At 72.1% G+C, this 22,483-nt stretch carries 20 protein-coding genes and 1 pseudogene; 12 read left to right on the top strand and 9 right to left on the bottom strand.

The features are described from left to right. Positions 1-3: 3 nt before the first annotated feature. Positions 4-777, top strand: coding sequence for a glucosamine-6-phosphate deaminase (nagB, locus tag EAE32_RS01090; RefSeq protein ID WP_121845210.1), 774 nt, complete (start codon positions 4-6; stop codon positions 775-777). 175 nt (positions 778-952) lie between these two features. Here the strand turns inward: nagB and EAE32_RS01095 are convergent, their stop codons facing one another. From EAE32_RS01095 to EAE32_RS01105, 3 genes are read right to left on the bottom strand one after another with little or no spacing between them, the layout of a single operon-like run. Further along, a complete protein-coding gene (locus EAE32_RS01095) occupies positions 953-1,516 on the bottom strand; it encodes a DUF3349 domain-containing protein (protein ID WP_121863903.1) in 564 nt (187 codons plus the stop codon). After that, positions 1,513-1,785: a hypothetical protein gene (locus EAE32_RS01100; protein ID WP_121863904.1), complete on the bottom strand. Its 273-nt coding sequence runs from the start codon at positions 1,783-1,785 to the stop codon at positions 1,513-1,515. Before EAE32_RS01100 ends, EAE32_RS01095 begins: the two co-directional genes overlap by 4 nt. After that, on the bottom strand, positions 1,782-3,008 hold the full coding sequence (locus EAE32_RS01105) for an inorganic phosphate transporter (RefSeq protein WP_121863905.1): 1,227 nt from the start codon (positions 3,006-3,008) through the stop codon (positions 1,782-1,784). Before EAE32_RS01105 ends, EAE32_RS01100 begins: the two co-directional genes overlap by 4 nt. A 137-nt stretch (positions 3,009-3,145) precedes the next feature. Here EAE32_RS01105 and EAE32_RS01110 point away from each other — a divergent pair, with 137 nt between their 5' ends. Further along, positions 3,146-4,711 (top strand): MFS transporter, encoded by a 1,566-nt coding sequence (locus tag EAE32_RS01110; RefSeq protein WP_121863906.1) that lies wholly within the window; start codon positions 3,146-3,148, stop codon positions 4,709-4,711. A 114-nt stretch (positions 4,712-4,825) separates the two neighbouring features. Here the strand turns inward: EAE32_RS01110 and EAE32_RS11915 are convergent, their stop codons facing one another. From EAE32_RS11915 to EAE32_RS01125, 4 genes and pseudogenes are all read right to left on the bottom strand, one after another. Beyond that, positions 4,826-5,059, bottom strand: coding sequence for a sulfurtransferase TusA family protein (locus EAE32_RS11915; protein ID WP_243635633.1), 234 nt, complete (start codon positions 5,057-5,059; stop codon positions 4,826-4,828). 315 nt (positions 5,060-5,374) lie between these two features. Continuing rightward, positions 5,375-6,283 (bottom strand): annotated as a pseudogene (locus EAE32_RS11920) (YeeE/YedE family protein); the annotation flags it as partial. Between the two features lie 148 nt (positions 6,284-6,431). Continuing rightward, a complete protein-coding gene (locus tag EAE32_RS01120) occupies positions 6,432-6,884 on the bottom strand; it encodes a hypothetical protein (RefSeq protein WP_121863908.1) in 453 nt (150 codons plus the stop codon). Next, entirely contained in the window at positions 6,885-7,859 is a 975-nt protein-coding gene (locus EAE32_RS01125; protein ID WP_243635526.1) for an NAD-dependent epimerase/dehydratase family protein, read from the bottom strand. Positions 7,860-8,035: 176 nt separating this feature from the next. Between EAE32_RS01125 and EAE32_RS01130 the strand changes: the two genes are divergently transcribed. The 4 genes from EAE32_RS01130 (at position 8,036) to EAE32_RS01145 (ending at position 10,314) form a co-directional block, all read left to right on the top strand. Next, positions 8,036-8,272, top strand: coding sequence for a hypothetical protein (locus tag EAE32_RS01130; RefSeq protein WP_121846787.1), 237 nt, complete (start codon positions 8,036-8,038; stop codon positions 8,270-8,272). A gap of 190 nt (positions 8,273-8,462) precedes the next feature. After that, positions 8,463-9,215, top strand: a complete 753-nt coding sequence (locus EAE32_RS01135) for an ATP synthase subunit B family protein (protein WP_124035144.1) — start codon at positions 8,463-8,465, stop codon at positions 9,213-9,215. After that, entirely contained in the window at positions 9,212-9,682 is a 471-nt protein-coding gene (locus EAE32_RS01140; RefSeq protein ID WP_121846785.1) for a phage holin family protein, read from the top strand. Before EAE32_RS01135 ends, EAE32_RS01140 begins: the two co-directional genes overlap by 4 nt. After that, on the top strand, positions 9,679-10,314 hold the full coding sequence (locus EAE32_RS01145) for a DUF3618 domain-containing protein (protein ID WP_121846784.1): 636 nt from the start codon (positions 9,679-9,681) through the stop codon (positions 10,312-10,314). Before EAE32_RS01140 ends, EAE32_RS01145 begins: the two co-directional genes overlap by 4 nt. 152 nt (positions 10,315-10,466) lie before the next feature. On the opposite strand, the gene EAE32_RS01150 is transcribed toward EAE32_RS01145, so the two are convergent. Together EAE32_RS01150 and EAE32_RS01155 are read right to left on the bottom strand one after the other, a co-directional pair. Beyond that, on the bottom strand, positions 10,467-12,899 hold the full coding sequence (locus tag EAE32_RS01150) for a chorismate-binding protein (RefSeq protein ID WP_243635527.1): 2,433 nt from the start codon (positions 12,897-12,899) through the stop codon (positions 10,467-10,469). A gap of 197 nt (positions 12,900-13,096) precedes the next feature. After that, entirely contained in the window at positions 13,097-14,116 is a 1,020-nt protein-coding gene (locus tag EAE32_RS01155) for an NADP-dependent oxidoreductase (RefSeq protein WP_121863911.1), read from the bottom strand. A gap of 342 nt (positions 14,117-14,458) precedes the next feature. On the opposite strand from EAE32_RS01155, the gene EAE32_RS01160 reads away from it, so the two are divergent. The 6 genes from EAE32_RS01160 to EAE32_RS01185 all read left to right on the top strand — a co-directional run bounded on the left by EAE32_RS01160 (position 14,459) and on the right by EAE32_RS01185 (position 22,482). After that, positions 14,459-14,548: a potassium-transporting ATPase subunit F gene (locus tag EAE32_RS01160; protein ID WP_121863912.1), complete on the top strand. Its 90-nt coding sequence runs from the start codon at positions 14,459-14,461 to the stop codon at positions 14,546-14,548. Next, positions 14,548-16,224 (top strand): potassium-transporting ATPase subunit KdpA, encoded by a 1,677-nt coding sequence (gene kdpA / locus EAE32_RS01165; RefSeq protein WP_121863913.1) that lies wholly within the window; start codon positions 14,548-14,550, stop codon positions 16,222-16,224. Before EAE32_RS01160 ends, kdpA begins: the two co-directional genes overlap by 1 nt. Then, positions 16,221-18,374: a potassium-transporting ATPase subunit KdpB gene (gene kdpB, locus EAE32_RS01170; protein WP_121863914.1), complete on the top strand. Its 2,154-nt coding sequence runs from the start codon at positions 16,221-16,223 to the stop codon at positions 18,372-18,374. The genes kdpA and kdpB overlap by 4 nt, the downstream gene beginning before the upstream one ends. Positions 18,375-18,520: 146 nt before the next feature. After that, positions 18,521-19,138 (top strand): potassium-transporting ATPase subunit KdpC, encoded by a 618-nt coding sequence (gene kdpC / locus EAE32_RS01175; RefSeq protein WP_121863915.1) that lies wholly within the window; start codon positions 18,521-18,523, stop codon positions 19,136-19,138. 1 nt (position 19,139) lies between these two features. Beyond that, positions 19,140-21,812, top strand: coding sequence for a DUF4118 domain-containing protein (locus EAE32_RS01180; RefSeq protein WP_121863916.1), 2,673 nt, complete (start codon positions 19,140-19,142; stop codon positions 21,810-21,812). Further along, on the top strand, positions 21,790-22,482 hold the full coding sequence (locus EAE32_RS01185; protein ID WP_121863917.1) for a response regulator: 693 nt from the start codon (positions 21,790-21,792) through the stop codon (positions 22,480-22,482). The genes EAE32_RS01180 and EAE32_RS01185 overlap by 23 nt, the downstream gene beginning before the upstream one ends. The last annotated feature ends 1 nt before the right edge of the window (position 22,483 follow it).

A 22,483-nucleotide genomic window follows, 5' to 3' on the forward strand; every position in this document is an offset into this window, starting at 1 on the left:
AGCATGCACGTGATCCTGTGCGACTCCGCCGCTGAGGTCGCCGTGGCCGCCGCAGACCTGGTCACGCGCCGGGTGCGGCGGGGACCCGCGGTACTCGGTCTCGCAACCGGCGGCACACCCCAGCCCGCCTACCGGGAGCTGATCCGCAGGCACCGGGAGGAGGGTCTCAGCTTCGCGGGTGCCACCGCGTTCACCCTGGACGAGTACGTGGGACTCGCGTCCGAGCACACGCAGTCCTACCGAGCGACCATCCTGCGGGACTTCGTGAGCCACGTGGACCTGCCGGTGGAGCGGCTGCGCACTCCCCGCGGAGACGCCCCGGACCCTGCGGCCGAGGCCCAGCGCTACGAGGAGTCGATCACAGCAGCGGGCGGCGTCGACCTGCAGATCCTGGGCCTCGGGACCAACGGGCACATCGGGTTCAACGAGCCCGGATCCTCGCTGTCCTCCCGCACCACCGTGCGGGCGCTGACACGCCAGACCCGCGCGGACAACTCCCGCTTCTTCAACCACGGGGAGGAGGTTCCCCGCCTGTGCCTCACCCAGGGGCTGGGCACCATCTCCGCAGCCCGCGAGATCGTGCTCCTTGCCGTGGGCAGCGGCAAGGCCCGCGCCGTGCGGGACATGGTGGAGGGGCCGGTCAGTGCGCGCTGCCCCGCGTCCGTGCTGCAGTTCCATCCACACACCACCGTGCTTCTGGACCGGGAGGCGGCTGCCGAGCTGGAGTACCTGGAGGACTACCGGGATGCCGCGCGGCTGCTGCGCGAGCAGAGCTGAGACGACCGAGGCCGCGCAAGCACCGCGTCTGAGGCGAGCTTCCACCAACGAAAAATGCGTTATCGGTGACCGACCTTCCCCTGACGCGTCGGGCCACCGTTGCGGGGCCCCGCCCGCAGGGCAGAACCCACCCCGACCGTTCGGAACGGCCCGTCCACCCGCGGGGCACGAACCCCTACTCCCCCTCGAACGGCCACCCGTACGCCGCGAGCATCGCGCGGACGCGCTCCAGCTCCTCGGGCTTGGGCTCGTCCTCCGTGGCGCGGTGGATCGCCTCTCGGGCATCGGCCTCGGACGGGGCCACACCGTGGGCGCGGGCGTCCTGAGCAAGCTGCTCCGCGATCGCGGCCATGTCCTCCTCCGCGAGCTGCGGGCGCAGCACCGCGAGCACGGGCAGGTAGTCCTGGGCGGGCACCCCGTTGGGGTAGTCGGCACGCAGCCAGTTCATCACCCGGGCCACGTACCCCGGCTGCCGGGGCACCTCGTCCTGGCTCGCCCCCACGAGCGGCCAGCCGGCGCGCGCGAGCTCGGCGGCGACGTCGCCCAGCTGGGTCTCGGATGCCGCCGCCGGTCCCAGGAGGTCCCCCGCAGGCAGCCCCAGCGTCTCGAGCAGCCGCTCGGTGCGGTGGGGGCCCACCGTGCGGGCCAGCAGCTCCGCGAGCGGGGCGTGCTGATCGCGCGGGACGCCGTGCGGGTAGGCGGCGCGAATGTGGTCGAGTGCCGCGTCGAAGGTCATCATCCGAACACCGAGATCCCTAGGTAGTGGTCCAAGCTCTTGCGGGTGATCCACAGGACTCCGATCACCACGGCGGCGAGCACGATGGCAAAGCACAGCACGGCACCCACGAGGGCGACGCCGCGGCGGCAGGCCGTCCCGTCCGGTCCGGGCTGCGGGGTGGCACGGCTCCAGAGGGCGATGCCCACGGTGAACAGTGCAGGCAGCCCGGCGCCGAAGCAGAGCCCTGCCAGCAGCACGGCGAGGGCGGATCGGGCCATCTCGGCGATCATGAGCGGGCCACCTCCTGGATGTCGGCACGGTCGGGGTCGGCGGGAACCACGGAGTGGGTCTCCTCGTCCCAGTCCGCGTTCACATTGTGGCGGTCCACCTTCTGGTGCCGGGACCGCGCGAAGATCCCGGCGGAGGCCACCACCAGGAGCAGGAAGATCACCACGGCGCCGGGCAGACCCCCCACGGCGTGGGCGAGCACGAAGCACACCGCTCCCACCACGGCGGCGGCCGGGAGAGTGAGCAGCCAGCCCACGACCATGCGCCCGGCCACGCCCCACCGCACGTGCGCGCCGGGCTTGCCCACGCCCGAACCCAGGATGGAGCCGGTGGCCACGTGGGTGGTGGACAGCGCCATGCCGAAGTGGCTGGAGGTCAGGATGATGGCCGCCGAGGACGCCTCCGCCGCCATGCCCTGCGGGGGTTCGATCTCCACGAGACCCTTGCCGAGCGTGCGGATCACCCGCCAGCCGCCCAGGTAGGTGCCCAGCGCGATGGCCACCGCGCAGCTGACGATGATCCACACCGGCAGGCCGCTCTCCTCGATCCCCTGGACGCTGAGGCTGCCGTGGGCGATCAGGGCCAGGGCGATCACGCCCATGGTCTTCTGCGCGTCACCCGTGCCGTGGGCCAGGGAGACGAGCGACGCCGTTCCCACCTGCCCCCAGCGGAACCCCCGGTGCCGGTGCGCCCGCGACGCCCTCCGGCCGATGAGGTACACCAGGGCGGTCCCGACGGCGGCCACGCACCCGGCGATGAACGGGGCCAGCGCGGCGGGAACGAGGATCTTCTGGACCACACCGCCCCAGTTCACGCCGGCCACGCCCAGAGAGGCCAGACCGGCCCCGATCAGCCCGCCGAACAGGGCGTGCGAGGAGCTGGAGGGCAGCCCGAACAGCCACGTGGCCAGGTTCCAGAGGATGCCCCCGATGAGCCCGGAGAAGATCAGCGTCAGCGCAATGGTGGGGTCCAGCCCGGAGACGAGCCCGCCGTCCGGGGTCTGGATGAGCAGCACGTCCTTGGTGACCGTGGTGGCCACCTCCACGGACAGGAACGCACCCACCAGGTTCAGCACGGCGGACAGAGCCACTGCCGTGCGGGGCTTGAGCGCCCCGGTGGCGATGGAGGTGGCCATCGCGTTGCCGGTGTCGTGGAATCCGTTGGTGAAGTCGAACGCCAGAGCGGTCACGACCACCAGTCCCAGGATCACCAGTTCAACTGTCATTCAACCAGGATGGCCGCCCCGAGTGCCCCAGACCAAACCCGCCCCCGGACGACCCGGGGGAGCATGCGCCCGGCAAGCACTTCCTGCGAACGAACAGGTCCGCTGGGCGCGTCGGAACCCCGGCGCATACTTCCCCCATGACCTCTGACTCCCACCGCGGTCCGGACTCCGGCGAGACCTGGCACGAACGCTCCCCCGCCACGGGAACGGGCGAGCTGCCCATCCTCAGTCCGCGTCCGGACCCGGACACCCACCGGAGGTACGCCCACGGCACGGATCCGCGGCGGTGGCGGATTCTGGCGGTGCTGCTCGTGGCCATCTTCATGTCCCTGGTGGCCGTGAGCATCATCAACGTGGGCCTGCCCTCCATCCAGGAGGGGCTGGGGGCCTCCGAGTCCCAGCTGCAGTGGATCCTCTCCGGCTACGCCCTGACCTTCGGGGTGGTCCTGGTGGCGGGTGGGCGTGCCGGGGACGTTTTCGGGCGCGGGTTCCTGTGGATGCTCGGGGTGGCCCTCTTCACGCTGTCCTCCATCGCCGCGGGCCTGGCCCCGGACCCCACCATGCTGATCGTGGCGCGCTTCGTGCAGGGTGTGGGCTCCGGGCTGCTCAACCCGCAGGGCGTGGCCATGATCCAGCAGTACTTCAAGGGAGCGGAGCGCGGCAAGGCGTTCGGCGTGCTGGGCAGTGCCGTGGGTGTCTCCGTGGCCATCGGCCCGGTTCTGGGCGGTCTGCTGATCCAGACGGGCGGCGCGTCCGAGGGCTGGCGGTGGCTGTTCGTGGTGAACGTCCCCGTGGGCATCGTGGCACTCGTGCTCGCGTTCCTCTGGTTCCCCCGGCCGCTGCTGCGCAGGCCCGAGGGCACCACCATCGGACATGCCCTGCGGGAGATGGATCCCACGGGCGCGGTGCTGCTGGGTGTCGCCCTGCTGGCCACCCTGCTCCCGTTCATCGAGACCGGCTCCCCCGGCACCAGTCCGTGGGTGTGGGCGCTGCTCGCGGTCGCCGCCGTGTTCCTGGCGCTGTGGATCGCGTGGGAGAAGCGCTTCAAGGCCTCCGGGCACCAGCCCATGGTGGACCTGGACATCTTCCGGGTCAGCAGCTTCCTCAACGGCACCCTGCTGATCTCGCTGTACTTCCTGGGCATCACGAGCGTGTGGGTGCTCATCACCCTCTACATGCAGCAGGGTCTGGGCCACACCGCCCTGGCCGCCGGCTGCGTGGGCCTGCTCAATGCGATCGCCAGCGCGGTGGCCTCCAACCTGGCCGGCAGCCGCGTGAGCCGGATGGGCCGCAGGATCGTGGTCCTCGGCATGCTCAGCGTGGTGGTGGGGCTGCTGCTGAGCACGGCCGTGATCCTGCTGCACGACTCCTGGAACGTCAGCGAGTGGTGGCTCGTGCTCACCCTGGGCTTCGTGGGCTTCGGCCAGGGCGCGGTGGTGAGCCCCAACCAGACGCTCACGCTCGCGGAGGTGCCGCTGGAGTACGCGGGCAGCGCCGGTGGCGTGATGCAGACCGGCCAGCGCGTGGGCACCGCCGTGGGCATCGCCATGATCACCGCGGTGGCCTACGGCGTGATTGCCGGGCAGGGCTGGTCCGTGGGCATCGCGGTGGGTCTCGGCGTGGTGGTGCTCGTGGTGCTCCTCGCCCTGGCCGTGGCCCTGCGGGACATGCGCCACCGCGCGCGGCAGGACGCCCGCACCTGAGCCACGCCGCGCGCACGACGACGCCGCCGCGCCCTCCCCGCCCCGGCCCCCGGCAGGCGGGGCGCTGGGCGCAGAGGTGGCGCGGCGGCGTCGTGAGCGCAAGAGCGGGGCGGGTCAGCCCTTCTGGAGGGTGATCTGCCAGCTGGCGTCGCCCTTCTCCACGAAGTCGGTGACCTCGTGACCGTCCGTGGCCGCCCACTGGGGGATGGCCTCGGTGGCCTGGGTGCAGTCGAAGTCGATGACCAGGTGGTCTCCGGAGTGCAGGGTCTGCATCACGTCCTTGGCCTCGATCAGCGGGAACGGGCACACCGCGCCGAGGGAGTCCAGGGCGTAGTAGCCGTTGCCCAGGTCCGTGAGCTTCTGCGACGGCGCACCCGCCGGGTCCTTGACCATGAGCGCGGTGGGCGCCGCGGCGAAGCCCGAGAACACGTTCGTCCCGGGGGTGCGGGGCGCGCCCGCGGTGGGAGCGGCGTCGATCGAGGTGTCGTCCGGGGCGGTGGCGTCCACGGTGTGGTCGAGGCTCTGCGCGGTGGAGTAGGTGTCCCCGTCCGAGCCGCGCTCGGGCTGGGTGACGGTGGCCTTGAGCCAGATCTTCGTGGCCGCGGCCACGCCCAGCGCGATGAACAGCAGCGCGATCCAGCCCTGGAACGTGAACAGGCTGGTCTGGACCATGCCGTTGCCCACGGTGCAGCCGCCGGCGAGCGCGGCGCCCACGCCCATGAGCAGCCCGCCCGCGATGGAGCGCACGGTGGTGGTGGCGTCCGGGACGCGCACGCGGAACTCGCCCGTGGACTTCGCGGCGATGAACGAGCCCACCAGGATGCCGAGCACGAGCATCACACCCCAGTCCAGCTTCTTGTCCGCGCCGGTGACCAGGAAGTTGAGCAGGTTGGCGGTGGGGGTGGTGATGCCCAGGCCGTCGTTGCGCCCGGTCGCCGCGGACAGCGGCCACGCGACGACGCCGATCAGGCCCACGAGCGCGCCGGCGGTGTAGACGTGCAGGGGGCGCTTCCACGCGGGGCGGTTGCCCAGGCGGGCGGGCTTGACCGTGGACTTCTCGCGGCTGCGGAAGTGGCGCACCATCACGCCGGTGACCGCGGCCAGCGCGATCACGAACAGCCAGGGGGAGACGCCCAGGGCGCCGGGGATGGTGGTGAGCCCGGTGTCCCACTCCTTCATCCCGGAGGTGAAGCCTTTCAGCACGCCGGTCTTCATGGCGGACGCGGACAGCGCGTACATGGCCAGCGCGATCCACGAACCCACCAGTCCCTCACCGGAGCGGTACCACGTGCCGGAGGCGCAGCCGCCGGCCAGGATGATGCCCACACCGAACATGAATCCGCCCACCACCACGGCCAGCGGCATGAAGGAGGGGTAGTCCGGGGAGATCACTCCCAGGGAGGTGAGCGCGGTGAGCCCCACGGCGTGCACCGAGATCACCACGAGCAGAGCGGTGAACGTGCGCCACGAGCGCTGCAGGAAGATGTCCCGCAGCATGCCCGTCACGCAGAAACGGCCGCGCTGCATCACGATGCCCAGCACGGCACCGAGGACGAGTCCGGTAAGGATCATGAGTATCTGCCTGTTTCCTGCACCCTCCCCCGAGTGCGTTGAGTGTCAGATGTCGAAGAGGTGACGGTCCGGGGAGTGCGTGCCAGTCAACTCCCCGGGAGACCTCAGATCCAGGCGGGTGTCATGGGGCGCAACACTGTGCCGGGGCTCACCGGGGCATGCCCCTGACCGGACCGCGCTGGTCTTCGAGCAGGTGCTGCGTGAGCATTGCCGCCGGGATCGGGCCCACCCGCCCCACCGACATGGGCACCTGCCCGAACGCGGACCGAGGGATCGGGTGGCGGCACAGTTGCGCCGTGCGGTGCTCGTCCCAGTCCACGTAGACGTACCAGCCGCCTCCGTCCGCGGTGCCCTCGAAGGCCGTCCGCCGGACCGTTCCCACCGCGCACAGCTCCTGCCGCTTGGACAGGTACGCCCAGATCACGTCCCCCGCCCTCATGGTGCGGAAGCCCGTGCGCAGGCACCAGCGGTCAACGGGCTGCGAGCGCCCGATGGCCTCCCACACCGCCGTGGCGTCCTCGCGGGTTCGCCAGTCCGTGGGCATGTGCTCCGGGTGGGCCGCGGGGTTGATCGGCAGGAACCAGTGGGTGTCCGCGCCCATTCAGGCACCGCCCCCGGTGCTCGGCCGGCCCCAGGGGTCGATCCCGGACGGTCCGGGCGCCTCACCGGCGTGCCCGGCGGACGGGGCCGCGGCACCCCGGTGAGGAGCACCGGAGTGCACCGGCCGCCCCGCAGTCCCCGGCCCCTCTGCCAGCAGCGCGTCGTACCCCTCCCGGAACGTGGGGTACCGCCACTGCGCGTCCGGCACGAACGCGTGCACGAGCGCACCGTCCACCGTCTTCCCCAGCGGCCCCTCCCCCGGCGCGGAGTCGTCCGGGGGTACGGGCACACCCAGCCGGTGCGCGAGGTGGGCGGCCACCTCGCCCAGCCGGGCGGCGTCGTGGTCCACGGCATGCAGCAGCCGCGGCGGCTCGGAGGACGAGAGGACGGTGGCAAGGACCGTCACGAGGTCGTCCCGGTGGATCCGGTTGGTCACGCGCCGGTGGTTCAGTGGCTTGCCGCTGCGCACCCGCTGGACCAGGGACGTGCGCCCCGGCCCGTAGATGCCCGCGGGCCGCACCACCACGAGGTCCGGGAACAGCTCCGCGGCCAGATCCTCCGCGGCGAGCAGCACGTGCGCGGTGGGCCGCTGCGGGTCGGGCGGGGTGGACTCGGTGACCCGTTCGCCGTCCCCACCCCCCAGCACCCCGGTGGAGGAGACGAGGACCACGCGCGGGTTCTGCTCGCCCAGCGCGCGCCGCAGCCCCCGCAGCCCACCCAGGTGGGTGCGTTCGTAGGCTGCGACGTCGCGGCCGTCGGCGGTCAGGGTGACGACGACGGCGTCGACCGCGGGCAGCCGCTCGTCCCCCGGGTCGGTGAGGTCCAGGGACACGGCCTCGATGGGCGCCGGCAGCGCGGCCGCGTGGCGCCGCACCCCGATCACCCTCCCGCCACGCCGTGCGAGCCGCAGGCCCAGGGCCGTGCCCACGTCCCCGCACCCGGCCACGAGCACCTTCGGCATTCCGGAATCCGTCATGGGTCCACCCTGCCACGCCGCGGGTGGAAGGCCCCCCGGCCCCGCCATGCCGTGCCACCCGGCGCGAGGCGGCGGAAAACACACCCGTAAGGCTACTTACCATTCTTCGGGCGACGTGCCTATGGTGGGTCCCCCAGCCCCGCAGGAACATTCATCCCGTCAGAACGGACATCATCATGATCGTGAAGTCACTGCACGACATCGGCCTGCGCTCGGAGTACGCCTACGCGGCGGGCATGGGCTCCATTGCCCTGTCCTTCGTCTCGTGGGGGATCTCCCGGGTCAAGAGCGACGACTCCAAGGCGCAGTCGGACCGCTGGGGCATCTTCGTGGGCCACTGGGCGCCCACGTTCATGAGCGTGGGCCTGGCCCTCGCCCAGTACGAGGAGAGCCTGAACAGCAAGAAGAAGTAGCGGACGTCCACTCCGCGCACGAACCGGCCCCGCACCACTCGGTGCGGGGCCGGTTCTGCAGGAACTCCTCACTCGACCACCGCTGCGTGAAACATTGCGCGCAGTCGGGAAAATGCTCCGCAATCCGTACGGGGTCGTCAATAATATGGGTGCTTACTACAAGCACCTCGCGCAACAGGAAGGATCCACCATGAGCAACTCCCCTCATGCTCGCCCGGCTCACCGAAACTCCGGGGCCACCCCCGTGAACGAGGGCCCGGATAAGAAGGACGTCGTGGCCGAGAAAGGCAAGAACGAGGCCGCAGACCTGAAGAACCAGGCCGCCGGGTCCGGCGAACGCGTGCTGGACACCGCCAAGGACAAGGCCGCCGAGGTCAAGGACGAGGCCACCCAGCAGGCCCAGAACCTCTTCGGCCAGCTCAAGGAGGACGTCCAGGGCTACGTGGGCCCGCAGCAGGAGCGCGTGGCCGCCACCGTGCGGTCGATCAGTGACGAGATCACTGCGCTGTCCAAGGGTGAGAAGCCCCAGTCCTCGTACGTGACCGGGCTGCTGGGCAGCGTGTCTGGGCAGGTGGACTCCCTGGCCTCGTCCCTGGAGAACAAGGACCCGCAGGCGCTGCTCGGGGACGTCCGCCGGTTCGCGGCACGCCGCCCCGGGACGTTCCTCGCCCTGGCCGCGGGCATCGGCCTGCTCGCCGGACGCGCCACGCGCGGCGTGAAGGACAGCGACGACGTCGCGACCGACAAGCAGGGGGTCAAGGAGTACTTCGGTGCCGCCGATCCCGCCGAGCGGACGGAGCACCACGCTCCCACCGCCACGGCGCCCCGCACGAGCACCGGGGGTGACACGTACGCGATGAACGCCCCGTCCGACCCCGCCCGCACGTACACCGACCGCGTTCCCGGAACCACCTACCCGGACCAGGAGGACAACCGTCGATGAGCCATCCCATTCCCCCGACGCCGGCCGAGCAGCGCGCCGAGCGCGAGTCCCTGGGTGAGATGTTCAAGTCCTTGAGCGTCAACCTCACCACTCTCATCCAGCAGGAGATCGCTCTCGCCAAGGCGGAGGTCACCCAGAGCGCCAATCAGGCCAAGGACTCCGGCAAGGTCCTGGGCAAGGGCGCCGGGATGCTGGGCGGAGCCGGCGTGGCCGGGCACTTCGTCCTGTTGTTCCTCTCCCTGGCCCTGATGTGGGCGCTGGGCAACGTGATGAACCTGGCATGGGCGGCGTTGATCGTGGCTGTGCTGTGGGCCATCTGCGCTGCCGTTCTGGCCGCGATCGGCAAGAAGAAGCTGAAGCAGGGCCAGCTCGAGCTCGCCCGAGCCACCAAGGATCCCCTCGCGCAGACGCGCGAGACCGTGACCGAGATCCCCGACACCGTGAACCCCTCCAAGGAGACCCCATGAGCCAGCAGACCCCCGAAGAAATCCGTGCTGAGATCGAGGCCACCCGCATGCGGCTGGGCTCCGACGTGGACGCCGTGGCCGAGAAGGTGACCCCCGAGAACGTGGTGGAACGCCAGAAGGACAAGGTCCGTGGCAAGTTCCAGGATGCCCGTGAGCGCGTCATGGGCTCCGCCGAGGATGCCCGCCGCAGCGGTGGCGACACCATGGACGAGCTACGGGACACCGCGTCCGAGCGTGTGGACCAGGCCCGCGACGCCGTGAGCAACGCCCCCGCCATGGCCAAGGCCAAGACCCGCGGCAACCCCTTCGCCGCGGGCCTGATCGCCCTGGGCGCCGGCTGGCTCGTGGGTTCCCTCCTGCCCTCCAGCCAGAAGGAGCAGGAGCTGGTGGCCGACGCCGCCGACCGCCTCCAGCCCCACGCCCAGCAGGCCGCGGAATCCGTCAAGAGCGCCGCTCAGGACGTGGCCCAGGACCTGAAGGAACCGGCGCAGCAGGCCGCGCAGTCCGTCAAGGAGACCGCCCAGTCCGGCGCCCAGGACGTCAAGTCCCAGGGCCAGGCGGAAGCCGGCGGGTTGAAGGAATCCGCCAAGGAGTCCGCGCAGAACGTGAAGAACACCGCGTCCGGGAAGTAGGCCCGGAGCGGTTCACGTGCCGGTGCGGCCCGTGTGGTGGCGGACCGCTCCCAGGACCACCGCAGCCCCGTCTCGTCCCGAGACGGGGCTGCGGTGCTGGGAGGGGGCGCCGTGCCGCCCGGCCGGTCCGGTTCTCCCTCGCCCGTCACTCGTCACGCGGGCGGGGTGGTGCCGCTCGGCCGGTGCGGGTGCCCGGCGAGGAGGTGGTGCAGGTGCCGTGTCACGGGCCCGGGCGGCCAGTGGCTCACGCCCTGGATCTCCCCCACGGGACGCGCCCCCCGCAGCGCGTTGGTCACGAACACCTCCGTGGCCCGCGCACAGTCGTCGAGACCGAGCGGGCGTTCCCGGACGCGGTGCCCGGCGGCCACCAGCAGCTCGACCACGTGCGCACGCATGACTCCGGGCAGGATCCGGCCATCGGCGGGAGGGGTCACCACGGCGCCGTCGAGCACCGCGAAGACATTGGCCCGTCCGGTCTCCAGGACGGTGCCGTCCTGCTCCACCAGGAGCGGATCGCACACCGGTGACCACGGACCGGGAACCCCGTCCAGGGCCCTGCGGTCCGCCCACTTGTGGCACCCCCACCCGCCGGGCACCACGACCGGGACGAGCCGCCACGGCGCAACAGGGAGTTCCGCCCCGGGTGGGTTCAGCGGTCCGTGGCTGATCTCGATCCGCAGCCCGGTCACCTCCGGGACCGCGGTGACCCGCAGCCGGTGAGGTCCTTCCAGCGCAGCGGCACGAGCCCGGACCCGTTCCCCGAGCGCGCCCGGGAGCGCACGGGAGAAGCACGCGCGAACGCTGTCCCCGAGCCGTGCCAGGTGCTGCGCCAGCTGCTCGGGCCGCCCCTCACGGACGAGGATCGTGGTGAAAACCCCCCGCGACGGCTCGGGGCGGGCGCGGAGCACGGGCACCTCGCCCGCCCGCCCGGTGCGTCCGGCGACGGGAACGGACGCGCCCGCCACGGCATCGGGCGCCAGGGCGGCCGCGGCTCCGGAGCGGGGCGTCGGCCGAGGACTCGTGGAGGAGCCCACCACCGTGCCCCGAGCTCCCCCAGCCCCGCCGCCAAGAACGCACGCCGGGGTCGCCACGTCCAGGTGCCCCGCATGGTCCCGCCACTCCCGCGAGAGCTCCGGGCCGAAGCACGCACCCACGGCATCCAGCAGCGGGGCGGCCTTCACGAGGGTCTCGAACGCCTCACCGTCCGGGTCCGAGTCCGCGACGATCCCGCCGCCCACGCCCAGGCGCACCGCCCCGTCCGAGAACTCGAAGGTCCGGATGGCCACGTTCATCACCAGCCCCGCCACCGGGCTCACGCACCCCACGGCCCCGGTGTAGGCGCCCCGGGCGGTGGTCTCCAGCTCGTTGATGATCTCGGTGGCCCGGATCTTGGGGGCGCCCGTGCAGGAACCGGGCGGGAACGTGGAACGCAGCAGGGCGGCGTCGTCGAGCCCGGGGCGCAGCGTGCCGTGGACGTCCGCGACCAGGTGGTGGACGCCCGTGTGCGGCTCCACGCGCGGCACGGCGGGGCTCAGCACGGACCCGGGGACGCACGCGCGGGAGAGGTCGTTGCGCATGAGGTCCACGATCATCACGTTCTCCGCGCGGTTCTTGGCGGAGGCGTGCAGCTCGCGGGGATCGGTGTCCGCGGGGGCGGTGCCCTTGATGGGCGAGGTGAGCACGGCGTCCCCCGTGCGCCGCAGGTACAGCTCCGGAGAGAGGCTCGCCACGGCTCCCCCGGGCACGCGCACGAACGCGGCGAGACGCGGGCGCAGCCGCTCGTACCCCGCGCAGAACAGGTCCAGCGGGTCCCCGCGGAAGCCCGCCGCGAGCTCGCGGCAGACGTTCGCCTGGAAGACGTCCCCGTCCCGGATGTGGGCCAGCGCCCGCCGCACGGCCCGCGCGTGGGCCGCGCCGGTCACGGCGGCCTCGAAGGGCCCGCAGCGGTACGCGCGCGGCCCGGACCCGTCGGACGACGCCGCCGCTTGGCCGGCCGCCTGCGCCCCGTCCGGCTGCGGTGGGGCACCGCCCGCACGGAGCGGGGTGGCACCCGGCACCGGTGGGGCGCCACCGTGCAGAGGGCGTGTCGCAAGCGGCTCCCCCAGGGTCGCGGTCACCGTCGAGGGCCCGCCGGCCGCGAGCACCCGTTCCAGGAGCGCGACCGTCTCCGCCACGCGTGCCGGATCCGTGCCGGGAAGGGACTCGCAGTACCAGCGGTCCGCAGCGGCGTCGTGCACCAGGACGTGGTCGTAGTGCGCCAGGTGGTGCTCCGGCAGGCCGCCGGAACGCGCAGGCGCGGGTGGGAGTGCTTCGAGGCGGCGCGCGAGCTGGTACCCCAGGTAGCCGATCCACCCGCCGCCGAACCTGGCGGCGCCACCCGTGGTGCGCGGGACGGGGGCGTCCTCAGTGGCGCCGAGTGCGGCGAACGGGTCCTCCCCGGGCTCCAGGACGCGGGTGGGCCGGAGGCCGATCACCGCGTCCCCGTGCAGCCAGTCCCCGAACAGGGCCACGAGGCCGGGCTGCTCCCGCAGCGCGCGCAGCAGTTGCACGGGACTCGCACGGTGCGGCAGGGCTCGTCGGGGCACGGGTTCCTCTCGTCGGTGGTGGATCACGGCGCGCGGTCTCCCGGCGCACGGGCTGCGGCGGGACGGGCCGCACCGGGGCGCGGGCGACCCCGCCATGATACGGAGGAACCGCCCTGCGCCTCGGCGCAGGGCGGTTCCTCGACAGCGGCAGCCGCCGCGGCTCGCGCCCGATCAGGCGGGCGCGAGGGACAGCAGGATCAGATCTTCACGACCATCTTGCCGGTGTTCTTGCCCTGCATCATGTCCAGGAACGCGTCCACGGCGTGGTCGATGCCCTCCACCACGGTCTCGTCGTGGACGATCTTGCCCTCCTGGAACCAGCCGCCCACCTTCTGGGTGAACTCGCCCGCGACGTCCATGTGGTCGCCCATGGTGAAGCCCTCCAGGGTGAGGGAGTTCTTGATGAGGTTGGCCATGTTGTCGGGGCCGCACGGCTTCTCGGTGGAGTTGTACTGGCTGATGGCGCCGCACACGGCCACGCGGCCATGGCGGTTCAGCACGTCCAGTGCGGCCTCGAGGTGGTCCCCGCCCACGTTGTCGAAGTAGACGTCCACACCCTCCTCGCCCGCGGCCTCGGCGAGCTGCTCGCGGATGGGGGCCGCCTTGTAGTTGAGCACGGCGTCGAAGCCGTACTTCTCGGTGAGCAGCTTGCCCTTCTCGTCGGAGCCCGCGGAGCCGATCACGGAGGACGCGCCCAGCAGCTTGGCGAGCTGACCCACGGTGGAGCCCACGGCCCCGGCGGCGCCGGAGACGAACACGCGGTCACCCTCCTTGACCTCGGCGATCCGGGTGAGCCCGGTGTAGGCGGTCATGCCCGTGAGTCCCAGGACGCCCAGGTAGAGGGACAGCGAGGCGCCGTCGAGGTCCTGCACGGCGGTGAACTCGTCCGCGGCACCCTGGGCGACGTCCCGCCACCCCATCTGGTGCAGCACGGGGGTGCCCTCGGGCAGCTTCTCGGAGCGGGACTCGACCACGCGGCCCACGGCGCCGCCGGTCATGGTCTCGCCCAGGCCGAACGGCGGGATGTAGCTCTTCTCGTCCCGCATGCGCCCGCGCATGTAGGGGTCCACGGAGATGAACTCGTTGCGCACGCGCACCTCGCCGTCCCGGAGCTCGGGCAGCTCCACGGTCACGGTGCGGAAGTTCTCCGGCTCGGGCCACCCCTCGGGGCGGGAGACGAGCTGGATCTGGGTGCTGGTGGAATCGTTGGTAGCCATGCCGCCATCGTGGCACGCGCAGACGCTTGCCGCAGCAAGGATTCGCGTCGAGCGGACGGGGCGGACATCGGGAATAACTGATCAGTAGCTTGCCGTTCGCGGCCCCCGTGTGAGGAAACCGTGAGGATCCACCGGGGACCCGTATGGGTTCCGTGAGGAGCACTGCCCCGCCGGGCACCGCGGGCGTCTACTGAGGTTCTGCCCCCACCGAGGGGGCAGCGGCCGCGAACGCGCGGTCGCCGATCTGTGAACGGAGCCTGCAGTGCTGGATGTCGTGTGTGTGCTGGGTGTGATCACCCTGTTCCTGGCCGTGGGGATCGTGGGCAAGGCGGTGGAGAAGCTGTGATCGCGCTCAGCGTCCTGGCGTTCGTGCTGGGGATCGCAGCCGTGGGCTACCTGGTGTTCGCGCTGGTGAATCCGGAGCGGTTCTGATGCAGTGGCTGCCCTTCCTCGCGTCCGCGGGCACGCTCCTGCTGGCACTCGCGCTGCTGTACCGGCCCATGGGGGACTACATGGCGTGGGTCTTCCAGACCCGTACGCACTGGGCCCCTGAGCGGGCCCTCTACAGGCTCACGGGCGTGGCCGCCGACCGGGAGCAGTCCTGGCAGGCGTACCTGCGCTCGGTGCTCTTCTTCTCCCTGGCCGGGGTGCTCCTGCTGTACCTGCTGCAGCGCACGCAGCAATGGCTGCCGTTCGCCACCGGCGCGGAGAACCCGGACCCGGGGGTCGCGTTCAACACCGCCGTCTCCTTCGTGACCAACACCAACTGGCAGGCGTACTCCGGGGAGAACCTCGCGTACACCGTGCAGTTCATGGGCCTCGCGGTGCAGAACTTCGTCTCCGCGGCCACGGGCATCGCCGTGGCCATCGCCCTGGTGCGGGGCTTCGCGTACCGGCGCAGCGGGACCATCGGCAACTTCTGGGTGGACCTCACCCGCGCCACCCTGCGCGTGCTGCTACCCATCTCCGTGCTGGGCGCGCTCGCCCTGATCGCGGGCGGCGTGGTGCAGAACTTCGACGGCTTCACGGACGTCACCACCGTGTCCGGCGGCACCCAGTCCATCCCCGGCGGGCCCGTGGCCTCCCAGGAGGTCATCAAGGAGCTCGGCACCAACGGCGGCGGCTTCTACAACGCGAACGCCTCCCACCCGTTCGAGAACCCCACCGGGTGGACCAGCCTCTTCGAGTGCTTCCTGATCCTGCTCATCCCCTTCTCCCTGCCCCGCACGTTCGGGCGGATGGTGGGGGACAACCGCCAGGGGTACGCGATCCTCGCCGTCATGGGTGTGCTGTACCTGGCCTCGCTCACCGCGCTCGCGGTGCTCGAGTCCGCCGGGCACGGCACCGCCCCGGAGCTCGCGGGCGGTGCCATGGAGGGCAAGGAGGCCCGGTTCGGGATCGCGCAGTCCGTGATCTTCGCGACCACCACCACGCTGACCTCCACGGGTGCGGTGAACTCGATGCACGACTCCTACACCGCCCTGGGCGGCATGGTTCCCCTGCTGAACATGCTCCTGGGGGAGGTGGCCCCGGGCGGTGTGGGCTCCGGGCTGTACGGGATGCTCGTGATCGCGGTGATCGCCGTGTTCGTGGCCGGTCTGCTCGTGGGGCGCACCCCCGAGTACCTGGGAAAGAAGATCGGCCCGCGGGAGATGAAGCTCGCGAGCCTCTACATCCTGGTCATGCCGCTGCTGGTGCTCGCCGGGGTGGGGCTGAGCTTCGGGATCCCCGCGCTGCGGGACAGCATCGAGAACGAGTCCCTCACCAACACCGGCCCGCACGGACTGTCCGAGGTGCTGTACGCGTTCGCGTCCGGCGCCAACAACAACGGCTCCGCGTTCGCCGGTCTCACCGCGGACACCCCCTGGCTCACGGCGGCCATCGCCGTGGCCATGCTGTTCGGCCGGTTCATCCCCATTGCCCTGGTGCTCGCCCTGGCGGGTTCCCTCGCGGCGCAGGAGAAGATCCCCGCGACCGCGGGCACCCTGCCCACCCACCGTCCCCTGTTCGTGGGCCTCACCGCCGGCACCGCCGTGCTGGTCACCGCCCTCGTCTTCTTCCCCGTTCTCACGCTGGGTCCCCTGGCGGAAGGGCTGATGCAGTCATGAGCACCACCACCGGGACGCGCACCGCGTCCACCGCGCAGCGCCCCGCTGCGCCGCGCAAGACCCTCACCGTGCAGCAGCTGCGCGAGGCCCTGCCGGGCGCGGTGCGCAAGCTGGACCCGCGCACCCAGTGGCACAACCCCGTGATGTTCATCGTGTGGGTGGGCGCCGTGGTCACCACGCTGTTCGCCGTGGCGGAGCTGTTCACGGGAGGTCCCGCGGACTCCGGCGGCACCGCGGTCCCGGCCGCCTTCACGTGGGCCATCGCGGTGTGGCTGTGGCTCACCGTACTCTTCGGCAACCTCGCGGAGTCCATTGCGGAGGGCCGCGGCAAGGCCCAGGCGGAGACGCTGCGCAGGACCCGCACCAGCACCACCGCGCACCGCGTCACGGACTACGACGACGCCGCGGACCCCGCCGCGCGCACCGCACCCGTCGAGGATGCGTCCTCGGCGGACCTGACCCTGGGGGACGTGGTGGTGGTCTCCGCCGGGGAGCTGATCCCCGGGGACGGGGACATCGTGTGGGGCATCGCGAGCGTGGACGAGTCCGCGATCACCGGCGAGTCCGCCCCCGTGGTGCGCGAGTCCGGCGGTGACCGCTCCGCCGTGACGGGCGGCACCCGGGTGCTCTCGGACCGGATCGTCGTGCGGATCACCTCCAAGCCCGGCGAGACGTTCGTGGACCGGATGATCTCCCTGGTGGAGGGCGCCGCCCGCCAGCGCACCCCCAACGAGATCGCCCTGAACATCCTGCTGGCGTCCCTGTCCATCGTGTTCGTGGTGGTCACCCTGACCCTGAACCCCATTGCGTCCTACCCCGCGCAGCCCGCGAGCGTGGCCGTGCTGATCGCGCTGCTCGTGTGCCTGATCCCCACGACCATCGGGGCGCTGCTGTCCGCCATCGGCATCGCGGGCATGGACCGGCTCGTGCAGCGCAACGTGCTGGCCATGTCCGGGCGCGCCGTGGAGGCGGCCGGGGACGTGACCACGCTGCTGCTCGACAAGACCGGCACCATCACGTACGGCAACCGGCGGGCCGCCGCGTTCCTGCCGCTGAGCGGGGTGGCCGAGGACGAGCTGGTCCACGCCGCCGCCCTCTCCTCCCTGGCGGACCCCACCCCCGAGGGCTCCTCCATCGTGGACCTGGCCCGCGAGCGCGGGGCGCGCCTGGAGCAGGAGGCCCCGGGCGACGTCGTCCCCTTCACCGCGCAGACGCGGATGTCCGGGCTGGACCTGCCGGACGGCGGGCAGATCCGCAAGGGCGCGGGCTCGGCGATCGTGGCGTGGCTCGCGGAGGACGGCGTGGCGCTCCCGGACGCCGCGCACGCCGAGCTGCAGGAGCGCGTCAGCGAGATCTCCCGCTCCGGCGGCACGCCCCTGGTGGTCGCGCAGAAGGCGGCCGACGGCGCATCCCGCGCCCTCGGCGTGGTGCACCTCAAGGACGTGGTCAAGGACGGCCTCACCGAGCGCTTCGCGCAGCTGCGGGCCATGGGCATCCGCACCGTGATGGTCACGGGTGACAACCCCCTGACCGCGGCGGCGATCGCACAGGAGGCCGGCGTGGACGACTACCTCGCGGAGGCCACCCCGGAGCAGAAGCTCGCGTACATCCGCAAGGAGCAGGAGGGCGGGAACCTCGTGGCCATGACCGGGGACGGCACCAACGACGCCCCCGCCCTGGCGCAGGCGGACGTGGGGGTGGCCATGAACACGGGAACCTCCGCCGCCAAGGAGGCCGGGAACATGGTGGACCTGGACTCGGACCCCACCAAGCTCATCGACATCGTGGCGATCGGCAAGCAGCTGCTCATCACGCGCGGGGCGCTCACCACGTTCTCGATCGCCAACGACATCGCCAAGTACTTCGCGATCATCCCCGCGATCTTCATCGGCGTGTTCCCGGGGCTCGCGGTGCTCAACGTGATGGGCCTGCACTCCCCCGCGTCCGCCGTGCTCTCCGCCGTGATCTTCAACGCGATCATGATCGTGTTCCTGGTGCCCCTGGCCCTGCGCGGGGTGAAGTACCGGCCCATGAACGCCTCCAGGACCCTGGGGCGCAACCTCGCGGTCTACGGGCTGGGCGGGATCGTCACACCGTTCCTGGGGATCTGGGTGATCGACCTGCTGGTCCGGCTGATCCCGGGTTTCTGACCCCGGGTTCTGACCCCGGGTTCTGACCCCGGGTTCCTGATCCGTACCCCGAGCGCCGCCCGCCGCCACCCGGCCGGGCACCGGCGGGCGGCGCACCCCGCACCGCAGCACCGAGTTGTCGAGTCTTCGAGAAAGAAGCGATCGTCATGAGCATTGCCGCACACTCCTCCGGCCGCACGATGTCCGTGGCCGTCCGCACCCTCCTGGTGCTCACCGTCCTGCTGGGCGTGGGCTACACCGCGCTGGTCACCGGCCTGGGGTACGTGGTGTTCCCCGCGCAGAGCCACGGCTCCCTGTTCGAGAACGAGCAGGGCGAGGTCCGGGGCTCGGCGCTGATCGGGCAGTCCTTCGCGGACGCGGACGGCAACCCCCTGCCGCAGTACTTCCAGCCCCGCCCCTCCGCCGCGGGGGACCACGGCTACGACGCCGCCTCGTCCGCCGGCACCAACTGGGGCCCGGAGAACGAGAACCTCATCGAGTCCATCACGCAGCGCAAGAAGGCGATCGCGGAGCTCAACGGGGTGCCCGAGTCCGAGGTCCCCGCGGACGCCCTGACCGCGTCCAGCTCGGGGCTGGACCCCCACATCAGCTCCCGCTACGCGGACATCCAGGTGGAACGCGTGGCCCGAGAGCGGGGTCTTCCGGTAGAACAGGTGCGAGAGCTCGTGAGCCAGCACACCAAGAAACCCGATCTGGGCTACGTGGGTGACCGCGTGGTGAACGTGGCCGAGCTCAACCTGGCACTGGACGAGACGAGGCGCTGACATGACCGCACCGGGGCGGCTGAGGGTGCTGCTCGGCGCCGCCCCCGGCGTGGGCAAGACCTACCGGATGCTCGCGGAGGGCAAGGCGCTGCTGGCCGAGGGCAGGGACGTGGTGATCGGCGTCGTGGAGACCCACGGCCGCGCGGCCACCGCGGCCATGACGGAGGGACTGCCCCAGGTCCCCCGGGTGCGCACCCGCTACCGGGACGTGGAGCTGGAGGAGATGGACGTGGCCGCGGTGCTGGAGCGCGCGCCGCAGATCGCCCTGGTGGACGAGCTCGCCCACACCAACGTGCCGGGCTCCGCGCACGAGAAGCGCTGGGAGGACGTGGCGCAGCTGCTCGCCGCGGGGATCGACGTGATCTCCACCGTGAACGTGCAGCACATCGAGTCCCTCAAGGACGTGGTGGAGCGGATCACCGGCGCACCCCAGCGCGAGACCGTCCCGGACCGGTTCCTGCGCGGCGCGCACCAGATCGAGGTGGTGGACCTCGCGCCGCAGGTGCTGCGGGACCGGCTCGCGGAGGGGCTCGTGTACCCCGCCGAGCGGGTGGACGCGGCGCTGTCCCACTACTTCCGGCTGGGCAACCTCACCGCGCTGCGCGAGCTCGCGCTGCTGTGGCTCGCGGACGAGGTGGACCAGGCGCTCATGCTCTACCGGCGCGAGCACGAGATCGACGGCACGTGGGAGGCCCGCGAGCGCGTCGTCGTCGCCCTGACCGGCGGGCCCGAGGGCGAGACCCTGCTGCGCCGCGGTGCGCGGGTGGCCGCGCGGTCGGCGGGCGGGGACCTGCTCGCGGTGCACGTGATCGCGCAGGACGGGGTGCGCGCGGAGGACCCGGCCGCGCTCGCGCAGCAGCGGGCGCTCGTGGAGAAGCTCGGGGGCAGCTACCACCAGGTGGTGGGGGACGACGTCCCGGCCGCGCTGGTGGAGTTCGCCCGTTCCGTGAACGCCACGCAGCTGGTGCTCGGCATCAGCCGCCGGGGCCGGGTGGCCGCGGCGTTCACGGGCCCCGGGATCGGCGCCACGGTCACCAAGGAGTCCGGGGAGATCGACGTGCACATGGTCGCCCACGCGGCGGCCGGCGGCCGGTTCACGCTGCCGCCGCTGGGTGGCGCGCTCTCCGCACGACGCCGCGTGCTCGGCTTCCTGGTGGCGCTGCTGGGCGGTCCGCTGCTCACCGTGGCGCTGGCCGGGTCCCGCTCCCCGGACGCGATCACGAGCGACGTGCTCGCGTACCAGCTGCTCGTGGTGGTCGTGGCGCTGGTGGGCGGGTTGTGGCCGGCCCTGTTCGCGGCGGTGCTCTCCGGGCTCACGCTGGACTACTTCTTCATCCAGCCCATCCACACCATCACCATTGCGGACCCCCTGCACCTGCTCGCGCTGCTGCTCTACACGGTGATCGCCGCGCTCGTGAGCTTCGTGGTGGACCGCGCCGCGCGCTTCACCCGGGCCGCGCGGCGGGCGGCGGCGGAGTCCGAGCTGATCCAGGGCATCGCGGGCAGCGTGCTGCGGGGCGAGGACGCCGTACAGGCGCTCGTGGACCGAGCGCACGAGGTGTTCCGCGTGGCGGGCGTGCGGGTCCTGGACGGGGACACGGTGCTCGCCCGCGCGGGGGACGTGGTGCCCGGGGCGGAGCCCACCGTGATGCCCCTGGACGCCGGTGGGGTCCTGGAGCTGCACGGGGCGCACCTGGCGTCCTCGGAGCGGAGGCTGCTCGCGGTGGTGGCCGCCCAGCTCTCGGCGGCGCTGGAACGGCAGCGGCTCGCGGCGGCGGCGGACGAGATCGGCCCCATCGCGGCGTCGGACCGGGTGCGCGGGGCGCTGCTGTCCGCGCTGAGCCACGACCTGCGGCGGCCGCTGGCCTCCGCCACGGCCGCGGTGGGCGGACTGCGCGCCGCCGGGGACGCGCTGAGCCCCGAGGACCGCCAGGAGCTCATGGCCACCGCGGACGAGAGCCTCGCCGCACTCGCCGCCCTGGTCAACGACCTGCTGGACGTGAGCCGCGTGCAGGCGGGCGTGCTGTCCCTGGGGACCACGCCCACGGATCCCGCGGACTCCGTGGCGGCCGCACTGGACGAGCTGCAGCTCGGGCCCTCCGAGGTGCGCCTGGACCTGGCCCACCACGGCGCCACGGTGCTCGCGGACCCGGTGCTGCTGCAGCGCGCGCTCGTGAACCTGCTGGCCAATGCCGGGCGGCACACACCCGAGGGCGTTCCGGTCTCGGTCACCACCAGCACGTTCGCGGACCGCCTGGAGATCCGGGTCATCGACCACGGCCCGGGGATCGCCCCCGGGCGCCACGAGGACATGTTCCTGCCCTTCCAGCGCCTCGGGGACACGGACAACACCACGAGCCTGGGGCTCGGTCTGGCGCTCTCGCGTGGTTTCGTGGAGGCCATGCAGGGCACGCTCACCCCGGAGGACACCCCGGGCGGCGGGCTGACCATGGTGGTCTCCCTGCCGCTGCTCACGGAGTCCGAGCTCACCGGGCACGCGGCGGCGGACCAGACGGAGGCGGAGCGGCTGGAGTCAGGCACCGCGGGGACGACGACGCCGCACGCCGGCTCCGCGGCCGAAGTGACGGTGCCGTACGGGGCGGGGACAGCGTCGTCGTCACCCCGGGCGAGTGGACGGGAAGGGGTGCCGGGTGAAGATTCTCATCGCGGATGACGACCCGCAGATCCTGCGGGCGCTGCGCATCGTCCTGGGCGCCAAGGGGTATCAGGTGGTCACGGCGGCGAACGGCGCGGAGGCCGTGAGCGCGGCGGTGGACGAGCACCCGGACATGTTCCTGCTGGACCTGGGGATGCCGCAGCTGGACGGCATCGAGGTGATCCAGGGCATCCGGGGCTGGTCCCAGGCGCCCATCCTGGTGGTGTCCGGGCGCACCGGCGCGGCGGACAAGGTGGAGGCGCTGGACACCGGGGCGGACGACTACATCACCAAGCCGTTCGCCATCGACGAGCTGCTCGCGCGAATCCGGGCGCTGACCCGCCTCGTCCCGCAGCAAGAGGCGGTGGCCAGTGCGCGGCTCGGGGACGTGACCGTGGACCTGGCCACCCACAGCGTGACCCGCGCGGTGGAGGGCGGGGTGAAGCAGATCCGGCTCACCCCCACCGAGTGGCAGGTCATGGAGGTGCTGCTGCGCAACGCCGGGAAGCTGGTGACCCGCCAGACGCTGCTCACGCACGTGTGGGGCAGCGAGCACGTGCAGGACAGCGGGTACCTGCGGCTCTACATCTCGCAGCTGCGCAAGAAGCTGGAGGCGGACCCGGCCAACCCCCGGCACATCCTCACCGAACAGGGCATGGGGTACCGGCTGGTGGGGGTAGAGGGGTGAG

The sequence above is a fragment of the Kocuria tytonicola genome (assembly GCF_003687175.1).
Taxonomy (GTDB): domain Bacteria; phylum Actinomycetota; class Actinomycetes; order Actinomycetales; family Micrococcaceae; genus Kocuria; species Kocuria tytonicola.